General features: G+C 71.3%; 12 protein-coding genes. 4 read left to right on the top strand and 8 right to left on the bottom strand.

Features of this window, described 5'->3' with window-relative positions:
* Positions 1-19 precede the first annotated feature (19 nt).
* Both ACZ6ZP_RS12935 and ACZ6ZP_RS12940 read right to left on the bottom strand, forming a co-directional pair.
* Positions 20-1,585 (bottom strand): purine-cytosine permease family protein, encoded by a 1,566-nt coding sequence (locus ACZ6ZP_RS12935; RefSeq protein WP_469406738.1) that lies wholly within the window; start codon positions 1,583-1,585, stop codon positions 20-22.
* 154 nt (positions 1,586-1,739) lie between these two features.
* Positions 1,740-3,215, bottom strand: a complete 1,476-nt coding sequence (locus ACZ6ZP_RS12940) for a UDP-N-acetylmuramoyl-L-alanyl-D-glutamate--2,6-diaminopimelate ligase (protein ID WP_469406739.1) — start codon at positions 3,213-3,215, stop codon at positions 1,740-1,742.
* Between the two features lie 390 nt (positions 3,216-3,605).
* Here ACZ6ZP_RS12940 and ACZ6ZP_RS12945 point away from each other — a divergent pair, with 390 nt between their 5' ends.
* From ACZ6ZP_RS12945 to ACZ6ZP_RS12955, 3 genes are all read left to right on the top strand, one after another.
* On the top strand, positions 3,606-4,373 hold the full coding sequence (locus ACZ6ZP_RS12945) for an aminoglycoside adenylyltransferase family protein (RefSeq protein ID WP_361474563.1): 768 nt from the start codon (positions 3,606-3,608) through the stop codon (positions 4,371-4,373).
* Positions 4,374-4,575: 202 nt separating this feature from the next.
* Positions 4,576-5,313, top strand: a complete 738-nt coding sequence (locus ACZ6ZP_RS12950; protein ID WP_383816446.1) for a chitinase — start codon at positions 4,576-4,578, stop codon at positions 5,311-5,313.
* 177 nt (positions 5,314-5,490) lie between these two features.
* Positions 5,491-6,717, top strand: a complete 1,227-nt coding sequence (locus ACZ6ZP_RS12955) for a cytochrome P450 (protein WP_351157290.1) — start codon at positions 5,491-5,493, stop codon at positions 6,715-6,717.
* A 42-nt stretch (positions 6,718-6,759) separates the two neighbouring features.
* On the opposite strand, the gene ACZ6ZP_RS12960 is transcribed toward ACZ6ZP_RS12955, so the two are convergent.
* From ACZ6ZP_RS12960 to ACZ6ZP_RS12985, 6 genes are all read right to left on the bottom strand, one after another.
* Positions 6,760-8,031: a cytochrome P450 gene (locus ACZ6ZP_RS12960; RefSeq protein WP_351157287.1), complete on the bottom strand. Its 1,272-nt coding sequence runs from the start codon at positions 8,029-8,031 to the stop codon at positions 6,760-6,762.
* Positions 8,028-8,642, bottom strand: a complete 615-nt coding sequence (locus ACZ6ZP_RS12965) for a GTP-binding protein (protein ID WP_351157285.1) — start codon at positions 8,640-8,642, stop codon at positions 8,028-8,030. The genes ACZ6ZP_RS12960 and ACZ6ZP_RS12965 overlap by 4 nt, the downstream gene beginning before the upstream one ends.
* Positions 8,623-8,985 (bottom strand): DUF742 domain-containing protein, encoded by a 363-nt coding sequence (locus ACZ6ZP_RS12970; RefSeq protein ID WP_351157282.1) that lies wholly within the window; start codon positions 8,983-8,985, stop codon positions 8,623-8,625. The genes ACZ6ZP_RS12965 and ACZ6ZP_RS12970 overlap by 20 nt, the downstream gene beginning before the upstream one ends.
* Positions 8,982-9,401: a roadblock/LC7 domain-containing protein gene (locus ACZ6ZP_RS12975; protein ID WP_249591702.1), complete on the bottom strand. Its 420-nt coding sequence runs from the start codon at positions 9,399-9,401 to the stop codon at positions 8,982-8,984. The genes ACZ6ZP_RS12970 and ACZ6ZP_RS12975 overlap by 4 nt, the downstream gene beginning before the upstream one ends.
* A 115-nt stretch (positions 9,402-9,516) precedes the next feature.
* Positions 9,517-11,313 carry a sensor histidine kinase gene (locus tag ACZ6ZP_RS12980; protein WP_469406740.1) on the bottom strand — a complete coding sequence of 599 codons (1,797 nt, stop codon included), beginning with the start codon at positions 11,311-11,313 and terminating at the stop codon, positions 9,517-9,519.
* Between the two features lie 256 nt (positions 11,314-11,569).
* The gene (locus tag ACZ6ZP_RS12985) at positions 11,570-12,310 is read right to left on the bottom strand and encodes a hypothetical protein (RefSeq protein WP_361474513.1); all 741 of its coding nucleotides are present in this window, start codon (positions 12,308-12,310) and stop codon (positions 11,570-11,572) included.
* A 171-nt stretch (positions 12,311-12,481) separates the two neighbouring features.
* Here ACZ6ZP_RS12985 and ACZ6ZP_RS12990 point away from each other — a divergent pair, with 171 nt between their 5' ends.
* Positions 12,482-12,880, top strand: a complete 399-nt coding sequence (locus ACZ6ZP_RS12990) for a VOC family protein (protein ID WP_351157274.1) — start codon at positions 12,482-12,484, stop codon at positions 12,878-12,880.
* The last annotated feature ends 4 nt before the right edge of the window (positions 12,881-12,884 follow it).

The following is a 12,884-nucleotide window of genomic DNA, read 5'->3' on the forward strand; positions in this document are numbered from 1 at the left end:
GAGGGCGGCGCGCCGGGGGCTATGCCTGCGCCTTCGCGGCGGCCTCTTCGTGGCCGCCGCCCGGCGGGCCGGTGATCGGGGCGATCGGGGTGTCGGCCGCGCGCACCCAGCGCGGCCCCTCGGGCCCGTACACCCCGCGCGGCTCCGGGAAGGCCGCGAGCAGGGCGAGGTGGACGACTGCCGCCACGGCCGCCCCCAGCGGGAGGCTGATGTCGGCGCCGTCCGCGAGGTCGCCGAGCGGCCCGACGAACTGTCCGGGGATGTTGGTGAACAGCACGCCGGTCACCGCACCGGTCCACCAGGCCGCCATGCCCCGCCAGTTCCAGCCACGGGCGAACCAGTAGCGGCCGCCGTGCTGGCGGCGCGTGAAGACCTGTAGCGCCTCGGGGTCGTACCAGCCGCGCCGGGTGACGTAGCCGAGCATCATGACGATCATCCAGGGCACGGTGCAGGTGATGATCATCGTGGCGAAGGTGGAGATCGCCTGGACCAGGTTGAAGCCGAACCGGCCCACGAAGATGAACGTGATGGACAGGACACCGATCAGGACGGTGGCCTGGACGCGGCCGAGCCGCGGGAAGACCGAGGAGAAGTCCAGGCCGGTGCCGTACAGCGCGGTGGTCCCGGTCGACATGCCGCCGATCAGCGCGATCAGGCAGACCGGCAGGAAGTACCAGCCGGGCGCGATCGCGAGCAGCCCGCCGACGAAGTTCGGGGCGGCCGGGTCCATGTACTTCGGTGCCTGCTCGGCGATGATCGCCGCCGTCGCCAGGCCGAAGCCGAACGGCAGCACGGTGGCGATCTGGGAGAGGAAGGCCGCGCCCATCACCTTGCGGCGGGGCGTGTGGGCCGGGATGTAGCGCGCCCAGTCACCCAGGAAGGCGCCGAAGGAGACCGGGTTGGACAGCACGATCAGCGCGGCGCCGATGAAGGACGGCCAGAACAGGTCCTGGGTGGCCCGGTCGGCGTCCGGCGTGAAGATCCCGGCGTACGAGGGATCGAAGTCCCCCGCGAAGGCGGCAAGGCCCAGGACGAACAGCAGGGTCGCCGCCACGACCGCGATCTTGTTGACGAGCAGCATGAAGCGGAAGCCGTAGACACACACGGCGAGCACCAGCGCGGCGAACACGGCGTACGCGCAGCCGTAGGCCACATCGCTCTCCGGCACGCCGAGGAGCCGGTGCGCCCCGCCGATGAGGGCATCGCCCGAGCTCCACACCGACAGGGAGAAGAACGCCACGGCGGTCAGCAGGGAGAGGAAGGAGCCGACGATCCTGCCGTGCACGCCCAGGTGCGCCGACGACGAGACGGCGTTGTTCGTGCCGTTGCGCGGCCCGAACACCGCCATCGGGGCGAGCAGCAGCGCTCCGACGAGCAGCCCGATGAGCATCGCCGCGAGCCCCTGCCAGAAGGAGAGGCCGAAGAGGATCGGGAACGCGCCGAGCACGCAGGTGGCGAACGTGTTGGCGCCGCCGAACGCGAGCCGGAACAGGTCGAGCGGCCCGGCCGTGCGGTCCGCGTCCGGGATGCGTTCGACTCCGTGCGTCTCGACCTCGGTGACGGACGGCGATGACTCCTTGGGCACAGGCAGCTCCCTGGGTGTAGGCACCACGACGTACGCGGTGGTGGGGGGAAATGCAGGGACCGTAGACGCCGTTCGCCCCACCGCGCCAGTGCCCGATTCGCACCGCGCACGGCGAGGCGATGGACGAATCGCACACTCACCCGCGTGATCGTCCCTACAGCGCGTCGAGTTCGCGTACCACCGTCATGTCGTCGAAGGCGATGAGCCGGTCGCCGACGATCTGGTACGGCTCGCTGCCCTTGCCCGCGACGAGGACGATGTCGCCCTCCTGCGCGGCGGACAGCGCGTGCGCGATCGCCGAGCGGCGGTCGGCCACCCGCTCGAAGGGCGTCCCGGTGGACGTCAGACCGGGCACGATCTGGTCCAGGATGGTCTCGGGGTCTTCGTTGCGGGGGTTGTCCGACGTGAGGACGCACAGGTCGGAGAAGCGGCCCGCGATCTCGCCCATCAGCGCGCGCTTGGTGATGTCCCGGTCGCCGCCGCAGCCGAAGACGGTGATCACCGATCCGGTGGCGAAGCCGCGGACCGTGGCGAGGACCTTCTCCAGCGAGTCGGGCGAGTGCGCGTAGTCGACGATGACGCAGACGCCCTGCGCGGTGGTGAAGCGCTCCAGGCGGCCCGGTGTGGGCGGCATCCGGTCCAGGGCCTCGACCAGCGCGGGCAGTTCGTGCCCCAGCAGATGGCACGCGGCCAGGGTGGCCAGCGCGTTGGACACCGAGAAGCGGCCCGGTATCGGGATCGCGGCGGGGTACTTGCGGCCGTCGTGGTGGAGCGTGAAGCGGGTGCCTCCGGCGTCCACGACCAGGTCGCTGGCGCGGTAGTCGGCCTCCGGCGCGTCGATGCCGTAGGTGGTCACCGCGCCCGGCATCAGGGTCTGTATCTCGGCGCCGACGGGGTCGTCGGCGTTGACCACCGCGCGCTCGCACAGCCCCGCGAACAGGCGCAGCTTGGCGTTCTTGTAGTGCTCCATGGTGCCGTGGTCGTCCAGGTGGTCCTGCGTCAGATTGGTGAAGACGCCGACGGAGACGGGCACATGGTCCAGGCGCTGCTGGAGCAGACCCATGGACGTGGCCTCGAGCACCACGCTGCTGGTGCCCCGGTCGCGCATGTGGCCGAGGAGGTACTGCAGGTCCGGCGACTCGGGGGTGCTCAGGACCGACCGCGGCATCGGGATCGGCTCTATGCCGATCCGGCTGCCCGAGGTGCCGATCACGCCCACCTTCGCGCCCGCGGCCAGCCTGAGCGCCGACTCGATCATGTACGAGACGGAGGTCTTGCCGTTCGTACCCGTGATCGCCACGACGTTCATCGCGCGGCCCGGATCGCCGTAGTAGCGCGAGGCGACGAGCGAGGCGGCCGCGCGCGCGTCGGCCACCCGCACCACGCACACCCGCCCGGCAGCGGCCTCGCCGGGCAGCGCGTCGCCCTCGGCGAGGACCGCCACCGCCCCTCGTTCCAGTGCCCGGCTGATGCCCCCGGGCCCGCCCTCCTCATGGCCGGGTACGGCGACGTACAGCGATCCGGACGTCACTTGTCCGGCATCGAAGGTCACTCCCGCGGTGACCGGGACATCCGGGTCCCCGTGCAGAACGTGGTGGTCGTACCCGTCGAGCAGTGCACTGAGCTTCACAACAGTCCCCTCGAAGGCGGCTCACGGCACACCGCGCACGCCCGGTCTGAGGGGCGAGGGCGACGACGAGCCGGAGTCCGCGGTGAAACGCGTAAGGCGAGCGGGGCCCCACAGGGGGATATCTGCGTGCGGGCCGAAGGGCCAAGGCGGCCGAGGAACGCTACCCGTGCGCCGCACGACCGGTCGCTGAGGACCGGATCCGGGTCGTGGAGGGCTGAGCACGGGTGGCCGGGCGGAGCAGGGACCTGCCCGACACCGCTTCAGTGTACGTCCGCGAACGCTCGCGGCAGACGTGTCGGAAACTCGCTGGTCCCGCGGGGGTGGCGGTTCCTACGATCATGACCGGTTCATCCCCCGCTGCCGCACATCTCCCCAGGAGGAAGGGCTTCAGTGACCCAGACCGAGGACACCGTGCACCTGGTCCGCGAGACGCTCGGCGCGGACGTCGTCGGCATCTATCTGTACGGTTCCGCCGTGCTCGGCGGATTGCGGCCGCACAGCGACATCGACGTGTTCGCCGTCGTGGAACGGCCCGTGCCGGCCGGGCGGCGCGGACGGCTCGTCGAGGGGCTCCTCGCCCTGTCCGTCCACCCGGCCCGGGGAGATGCGGCGCGCCCCGTCGAGCTGACGATCGTCGTCCGGAGCGAGGTCAGGCCCTGGAGCTACCCGCCGCGCCGCGAGTTCCAGTACGGGGAGTGGCTGCGGGAGGAGTACGAGCGCGGGCTGCTGCCGTCGCCGGTGCTCAGCCCCGATCTCGCGCCCTTGATCGCGATGGTGCTGCTCGCGGACACCCCGCTGGCCGGGCCGCCGCCGGGGCAGGTGCTGGCTCCCGTACCGCCCGATGATCTGGCGCGCGCGATCGTCGCCGGGGTGCCGGATCTGCTGGCCGACCTGGCGTCGGACACGCGCAACGCCGTCCTGACGCTGGCCCGGATCTGGATGACGCTGGCGACCGGGGCCCTGACGTCCAAGGACGCCGCGGCCGACTGGGCCCTGCCCCGGCTCCCGGCGGCCCACCGGCCCGTGCTCGCCCACGCGCGGGCCGTGTACGTCGCGGGGGAGGAGGAACACTGGGGCGACATCCGGCCGTTGGTGGGGCCGTACGCCGCCTATGTCGCCGAAGCGATCGAGGTTCTCGCCGCGGAGAGCATGGCCTGAGACGCCTCGCGGCACCTCTCAACTGCCGTTATCCGGCGACCTCTTGACGTGAATGCGTCACTCGGTATGGTCTAGTCCAACGGCGGGAGGTATTCCGGATAGCCGCGGCCCCGGTGTGTCCGGCGTCCTTCCCGACCGCACATCCCCCCACCGCCCGGCGGTCGGTCGCGCATGCGCCGGCCCGCCCAAGGAGTGATCTCCCATGCGTCTTCGTGTCCTTGCCGCGCTGACCGCGACCGCGTCCGCCGCCGCGCTCACCCTGCTGACCCTCGCGCCCAACGCCTCCGCGGAGAAGGCGGCGCCGGACAAGCGGGCCGCGGCGGAATTCCTCGTCAGCGAGGCCCAGTTCAACCAGATGTTCCCGAACCGGAACTCCTTCTACACCTACGGCGGTCTCACGGCGGCGCTCAGCGCCTATCCCGAGTTCACCGGGACCGGCAGCGACACCGTGCGCAAGCAGGAGGCCGCCGCCTTCCTGGCCAATGTCAGCCACGAGACCGGCGGCCTGGTCCACGTCGTCGAGCAGAACACCGCGAACTACCCGCACTACTGCGACAGCTCCCAGCCCTACGGCTGTCCGGCGGGCAACGACAAGTACTACGGCCGCGGCCCGATCCAGCTCAGCTGGAACTTCAACTACAAGGCGGCGGGCGACGCCCTGAACATCGACCTCCTGAACAACCCCGACCTCGTGCAGACCGATCCGGCCGTGGCGTGGAAGACCGGCCTCTGGTACTGGAACACGCAGAACGGCCCGGGGACCATGACGCCCCACAGCGCCATGGTCAACAGCAAGGGCTTCGGCGAGACGATCCGCAGCATCAACGGCAGCCTGGAATGCGACGGGAAGAACCCGGAGCAGGTGCAGAGCCGGATCAACAACTACACCCGGTTCACCGGGATCCTCGGCGTCGCCCCGGGCGACAAGCTCAGCTGCTGAGGCTCCCGGCGGCGGAGTGTCGCTGCCCCCCTCGCCCCGCCGGTTCGACCGGCGGGGCGAGGGGTGATTTTCAGCCAACATTAGTGTAGCGCTCAACAGTCGGCCGGGAGGGGCTGGTTGGCTCCGTAAGTGATCAATAGCCTGGTGCGCGTTGCTTGTTTCTGACATAGGAGCTCCATGTCCACTGCGCAGCAGGCCCCCGACATCCTCTCGCCCGAGTTCGCCCAGAACCCGTACCCGGCCTATCAGGCGATGCGGAAGAACGCGCCGCTCTTCTGGCACGAGGCGACGCAGAGCTGGATCATCTCGCGGTACGAGGACGTCGAGCGCGTGTTCAAGGACAAGAGCTCCCAGTTCACCACCGACAACTACGACTGGCAGATCGAGCCCGTCCACGGCAAGACGATCCTTCAGCTCAGCGGCCGGGAACACGCCGTGCGGCGCGCGCTCGTGGCCCCGGCGTTCCGCGGCAGGGACCTCCAGGACAAGTTCCTGCCCGTCATCGAGCGCAACTCCCGCGAACTCATCGACACCTTCCGGCACACCGGCAGCGTGGACCTGGTCGCGGACTACGCCACCCGCTTCCCGGTGAACGTGATCGCCGACATGCTCGGCCTGGACAAGTCCGACCACGCGCGCTTCCACGGCTGGTACACCACCGTCATCGCCTTCCTCGGCAACCTGTCGGGCGACGCCGAGGTCGCCGCGGCCGGTGAGCGCACCCGGGTCGAGTTCGCCGACTACATGATCCCGATCATCCGCGAGCGCCGGGACAACCTGGGCGACGACCTGCTCTCCGCGCTGTGCGCCGCCGAGGTCGACGGCGTCAGCATGAGCGACGAGGACATCAAGGCCTTTTGCAGCCTGCTGCTCGCGGCGGGCGGCGAGACCACCGACAAGGCGATCGCCAGCATCTTCGCCAACCTCCTGATGAACCCCGAGCAGCTCGAAGCCGTCCGGCAGGACCGCACCCTGATCGCCCGCGCCTTCGCCGAGACCCTGCGCCACACGCCGCCCGTCCACATGATCATGCGGCAGTCGGCGACCGAGGTGGAGGTCACCGGCGGCACCATCCCCGCCGGTGCCACCGTCACCTGTCTGATCGGCTCGGCCAACCGCGACGAGCGGCGCTACCGCGAGCCCGACCGCTTCGACATCTTCCGGGACGACCTGACCACGACGACCGCGTTCTCCGCCGCCGCCGACCACCTGTCCTTCGCCCTCGGCCGGCACTTCTGCGTGGGCGCCCTGCTGGCCAAGGCCGAGGTGGAGATCGGGGTGGACCAGCTCCTCGACGCGATGCCCGACGTACGGCTCGCCGAGGGCTTCGACCCCGTCGAGCAGGGGGTGTTCACCCGCGGCCCGCAGTCGCTGCCGGTGCGGTTCACCCCCGTCACCGCCTGACCCCACCGGGGCGCCGCCCAGCGGCGGCGCCCCGGCGCCGTCTCAGTGTGCCGCAGGCGTGAACTGCACCGGCAGCGACGTCAGGCCGCGCATCCAGATGGACGGCCGCCAGGTCAACTCGTGCGGCTCCACCGCGAGGACGAGGTCGGGCAGCCGCTCCAGGAGCGTCTCGACCGCGGTCCTGGCGATGACGTCGGCCAGCAGCGGAGCGGGGTAGGGGCAGCGGTGCTCTCCGTGGCTGAACGAGAGATGCGCCGAGTTCTCCGGGCCCACATGCGACTCGGGCCAGATCTGCGGGTCGGTGTTGGCCGCGGCCAGACCGAGCACCAGACAGTCGCCCGCCCGGATCTGCCGGCCGCCCAGCTGGGTGTCGCGCACCGCCCAGCGGCCGATGAAGTTCTGGGTCGGGGTGTCGAGCCACAACACCTCGTTGAGCGCGTCGCCCACGCTCAGGCGCCCGCCGGACACGTTCAGCGCGAACCGCTCGTCGGTCAGCATCAACCGCAGCGTGTTGCAGATCCAGTTGGCCGTCGGCTGCTGGGCCGCCGCGATGATGGAGATCAGGTCCTGGACGATCTCCTCGTCGGTGAGGCCCGCCGCGTGCTGGAGCATCCGCGAGGTGACGTCCGCGCCGGGCTTCTCCCGCTTCTCCTTGACCAGGAGCTGGATGCGCTCCGCGACGCGCGTGTACGCCGCCACGGGGTCGTCGCCCTCGTGCGCGTCCAGCGAGATCCGCAGGTCGTCCACGAGTTGCTGCGTGTCCGTGCTCGCGTCCGGCATGCCGCACATCTGCACCGCGGCGATCATCGGCAGCGCGTGCGCGTACGCGTCCATCAGCTCGGCCTGGCCGCTGCCGGCGAACGCGGCGATGAGCCGGTCGGCGATCCGGGCGCTGTCCCGCGCCAGCTCGAACTGGTCGACCCCTTCGAGGGCATCCGTGATGACCCCGGCCCGCCGCCGGTGCTCCTCGCCCTCGGTGAAGAGCACCGAGGGCTGATAGCCGACGAACGGCATCAGCGGCCAGTCGGCGGGAATGTTCTCCCACTGGTTCCAGCGGCGCGAGTCACGCGCGAACAGCTCGTCGTGGCCGGTCACATAGCTGACCTCGGAGTAGCCGAGCACCAGCCACGCGGGCACGTCCCCGTCCAGGAGGACCGGCGCGACCGCGCCGTGCTCCCTGCGCAGGGCCCGGTAGAGCTGCGACGGCGTCTGCTGGTACTCGAGACCGCCCAGGCGCACCGCGCCCGCGCCCGCGTGGGCCGGGCACCCGGGCGGCGGGCTCTGCAGGTGGGGGGATCCGGTCGGCTCGGTCACGGTGTCATCTCCTGGGCCATGGCCAGTGCGTAGAGGTGGTCCACGAGGGTGATCAGGACGTCCTTGCCCGACGACCTGACCCGTGCGTCGCAGTCGATCAACGGCACATGGTCGGGCAGCGCGAGCGCCTGGCGGATCTCCTCCAGCGAGTGGGCGGAGCTGTCGTCGTCGAACCGGTTGACGGCCACCACGAACGGCGTCTTGTGGTGCTCGAGACGGTCGATGGCGTACCAGGAATCGTCCATCCGTCGCGTGTCGACCAGCACCACCGCGCCCAGCGTGCCGGAGAAGAGCCGGTCCCACAGGAACCAGAAGCGCTCCTGTCCGGGTGCGCCGAACAGATAGAGCACCACACGCTCGTTGAGGCTGATGCGCCCGAAGTCGAACGCCACCGTCGTCGTGGTCTTGGCGGCCACGTCGGCCGTCTCGTCGACGCCGATGCCGGCCTGCGTCATCACCTCTTCGGTGTTCAGCGGCCGGATCTCGCTGACCGACCGGACCAGTGTGGTCTTGCCGACCCCGAAACCGCCCACCACGACGATCTTCAGGCCGGTCTCGGCAGTGTCGGACAGGGGCGTACGGGAGGGCAGCTCAGATGTTGCGGAGCCCATGGAGCACCTCCTTGAGAAGGTCGGAATCGGGGATCGACGCGGCCGAACCGGCCGCGCGGGGATGACGGGCGGTGATCCGGCTCATCGCGAGCAGGTCACCCAGCAGGATCCGCACCACCGTGATCGGCAGCTTCATCTCCGCGGCGATCTCCACCACGGCCGTCGGATGCCGGCACAGTTCGAGGATCCGTACGTGCTCCGACTGCATCCCGGCAGTGGGCTCGCACTCGCTCACCACCAGAGTGACCAGGTCGAACGAATCGTCGTCGGCGCGGCTGCGGCCACCGGTGACCGTGTACAGCCGGTCGGGATCACCGATGTCCACGGGCCTGCGCGGCGTCACGAGGAGCCGCTGCCTTCGTCCTGAGCGCGCGGTTCGGCGCGCAGATGCTCACCGATCTGCTCGACCAGTTCGGTCATCTGATGGCCCACCACTCCCGGATCGGCGTTCTCCTCGGCCACGACCGCCAGGTGCGCTCCCAGGCCGGCCTCGACGATGAAGAGCAACCCGCCGTGGAATTCGGTCATGGAGTGCCGGACGCCGCCGGTGCCGTCGCCGAACTCCATGGAGGCGCCCTGCGCCAGGGCCTGGATGCCGGAGCAGATCGCCGCCAGCTGGTCAGCCTGGTCGAGCGTCAGATGCTCGCTCCAGCACAGCTTCAGGCCGTCCCGGGAGAGCACCAGGGCGTGCCGCGTACCGGGGGTGCGCTTCAGGAGGCTCTGCAGGAGCCAGGTCAGGCTGTTGTCAGTGGTCTGCATGGTAGGCGGGGCGAGATGCGCCGGGTCTGCCGGTCACCTGCCCGTCCCTCCAATCTCACGATCTTGAGCGGGGAAGGGGGCGCCAGAGCCCGGGCGCCGTGCGGGTGGCTTCGGTCTACTCGGCGGGCGGCGGCCCGGAATCGGCGGGGGGCTCGGGCGTCGCGGGGGAGCCGGGCACGTCGCCCGCCGCCCGCCGCGCACGGTGGAAGGCACCGAAACGGGAACCGGCGTCACGCGGCGCGAGACCCGCCTCACCGGAGATCGCCCCGGCACCCGACGCGGCGTCGGACGCCGCCCTGCGCTGCTGCCGCTCACGCTCGGCCTCGGCCATGGTGCGGCCGGGGGCGCGCACGGGCAGGCCGTTGGGCGTGGCCGCCGCGGGGCGGGCGTGCGCCGGGCGGGGCGTGGCGCCCGCCGGGGGCGGTACGGGGGCCACGGGCGCCTCCGGAGCGGCGGGCCGCTCGGGGGCGGCCGCGATCTCCGGGGCCATCGGCGCGGGCGCTGCCGGGATCGGTGCGGGCGTCGGCTCGATGCTGCGGGGGGCGAGCTGCTGCGGAGCGGGGTCGCGCTGCTGGGCGAGGAGCTGCGGGGGCAGGAGCACCACGACGCCCGTGCCGCCGCGCGAGGAGGGACGGAAGTTGATGCTCATGGCGTACTTGGCGGCGAGGCGTCCCACCACCGCGAGGCCCAGGCGGGTGCCCTGCAGCGAGGCCAGGTCCGTCACATGCCCGGAGACCGACTCCTCCGCGCGGCGCATCGCCGCGTCGGCCATCTTCAGGCCGCTGTCCTCGATCGTCACGACGATCCCGGCGCTGCGCTCCTCGACATAGACGTGCACCTCGTCGATGGGCGGGGAGAAGTTCGCGGCGTTGTCCATGAGCTCGGCGAGCACGTGCATGACGCCCTCGGCGGCGAACCCGGCGATCGCCACGGTCGTCGAGCAGTGCAGCCGCACGCGCTGGTAGGCGGAGATGCGGCCCACCGCGCCGCGCAGGATGCTCTCCATGACGATCGGCTTGTTCCACGCGCGGCTGGAGCGGCCGCCCATCAGCAGGGCCAACCGGTCGGTCATCAGGCCCAGTTGGGAGGTGCTGTGGTCGAGCCGCAGCAGATCGCCGAAGACCTCGACGCCGTGCCGCTCCTGCATGTCCCGCAGATCGGCGAGCATGCCCACGGACTTGGCCTGCACCCGGCTCAGCGCCTTGGCGGAGGCCGCCTGCGCGGCAGCGGCGCGCCGCTCGCTGTAGGCGAGCTCCCGTACGAACGACTCGGCGGGCACCCGCAGCAAGGGGTTGCGCGGCCAGTCGAGTCCGGCAAGGACGGTGTCGGCGGACGCGCCGTCCCGCAGCCGCTCGATCGCGGCGGGCAGCGTCACCACCGTCAGATGGTCCAACTCCTCGGCGGCCTGTGCCAGTTGCCCCTGCGCCTGGTCGTGCCGGGACTCGACGGCGGCGGCCTGCCGCACGGTCTCCTCCACCACGGACGCGAACATCTGGACGACCTGGCGCAGTTGCGGGGCCGACGGCGGCGCCGTCTGCGCCAGGGTCTCGCTCGCGCTCGCCCCGTCACGCAGCCGTTTCACGACGGTCGGCAGCGTGACGTTCACCAGGTGCGCGGACTCGGCGCCCTGGTGCGCCAGCTGCGCCTTGAGGGAGGCTGCCTCCGCGTGGTCCGCGGCGGCGGCCGCGCGGACCCGCTTGACGAGCAGGGAACCGGTCACGAGGGCGATCGCCAGACACAGCCAGCCGGCCGCGAGCGAAGCCGCCGTCCAGACCCGGGCGTTGTCCGGGGCCGAGAGGCTCGCTATGGCACCGGCCGCAGCGGTCACCACCAGCACGACCACAGGCACGGCCGACGCGGGCCGCCGCGCCTTCGCTATTCGGTGCGGGCTGGGAGGAGCAGGCACGGGCATTCAGCGGTCCCTCGGTCCTTGAGTGCAGGTAGGCAACGAGCCGACCGATGTACGCATCGGTCGCAGGCCCGGCGGAACACCAAAGAGGACGGTGATCTTCCGGGCCATACTCCGCGCCATGCTAGTCACCCCGCCGAGCGCGGAGGACGGAGAGGTGGAACAGACCGCGCAGAAGAGCACTTCGTCGTGTTCTCGCCCCTCGAACATGGCTCCGTGGTAGTGGAGTTCGACTTTACAACGAAGATCACGCGGTGGATCAGTCGACCGTGGACGTCTCGGCGATCTCGTACGCCTCCAGGCCCGGAGTCGCGAGGAGATCCGCGACGCAGGCCGCCGAACCGCCCACGTACGTGCTCACCAGGTCGACGTCACCGGCCACGCACCAGGCACGGTCCTCGGGCCACCACAGGTCGGGGAGCTCGGGCGCCGCCTCGTCGGGATCGCCCGCGGGCGACGCGGGCGAATCGGCGTCGGCCAGCGGCCCGGCGAGCAGGATCTCGTCGCGGCCCGGGGTGCGGAAGACAGGGAAGCCGTCCCAGTTGTAGCTGCCGTAGCCCTCCCAGAGCCCGAACCAGCAGCGGTCGGGCGTCCGGGTGTGCCGGGACAGCACGGGGATCAGGAGGCGGGCCACGTGCGCGGGGGTGGGGCCCTCGTGCGGGTGCTCGTCCCAGAGGCCGGGGACGGCCGGGGTGTCGTCGTTGCGGTAGGGGAGGCGGTCCCCGACCCCGATCAGCTCGTGCCAGCGTGTCGCCGCCGACACCGACCGGCCGTACTCCGTGGCCACGCGGTCCCACCGCACCGGCTTTGCACCGAGCAGGGCCGGGTGCAGGATGCGCGCGTACGCCTCGAAGCCCGGCGCGCAGACGCCGGCCACCGTGCCGAATCCGTCGTCGTGGGGCGGGCGTTGTTCCAGCCAGCGGGCGGGCGTGACGTCGAGTCGCTCGACACGCAGACGGCCGTAGACGGAAGGGGGCGGGTACTGGTCGACGAGGCGCATGCCCCCAGTGTCGCCTGCGCCGGGGTGCCGACCCGCCGTTGGGGGACGCCGATTGAGGCGGGTGGACCGGGGCACTCGGAGGATCACGCGGTGGCCGCGTGCGACCGCCGCCCGCTGCGGTGCCGATCGGTGCCGACAGAAGACGATGGAAAACGACAGAAGAGGGGCCCCATGGGTGTGAAGAAGACCGCGGTCATCGTCCTGGACTGCGCGAAGCCCGAGGAGCTCGCGGAGTTCTACGCGGAATTGCTCGGCGGCACGTCCGGCATGGGCGAGGACCCCGACTACATCGAGGTCTTCGGCGCCGACGGCATCCGCCTGGCAGTCCACCGGGACAACGGATACGCACCCCCGAGCTGGCCCCGGCCGGAGGACGCGCAGCAGGCGCACCTGAGGATTCTGGTGGACCGCGGCGACATGGACGAGGCCGAGCGCGAGGCCGTCGGTCTGGGCGCCCGGCCCGTGGACACCAAGGACAACTCCGGCCCCCGGGACACCCGGACCTACAGCGACCCGGCCGGCCATTCGTTCACCCTGGCCGTGGCCACCGAGGCGCGGGTGCCCCGCTGAGCGT

This window comes from Streptomyces sp. NPDC054047 (assembly GCF_055585065.1).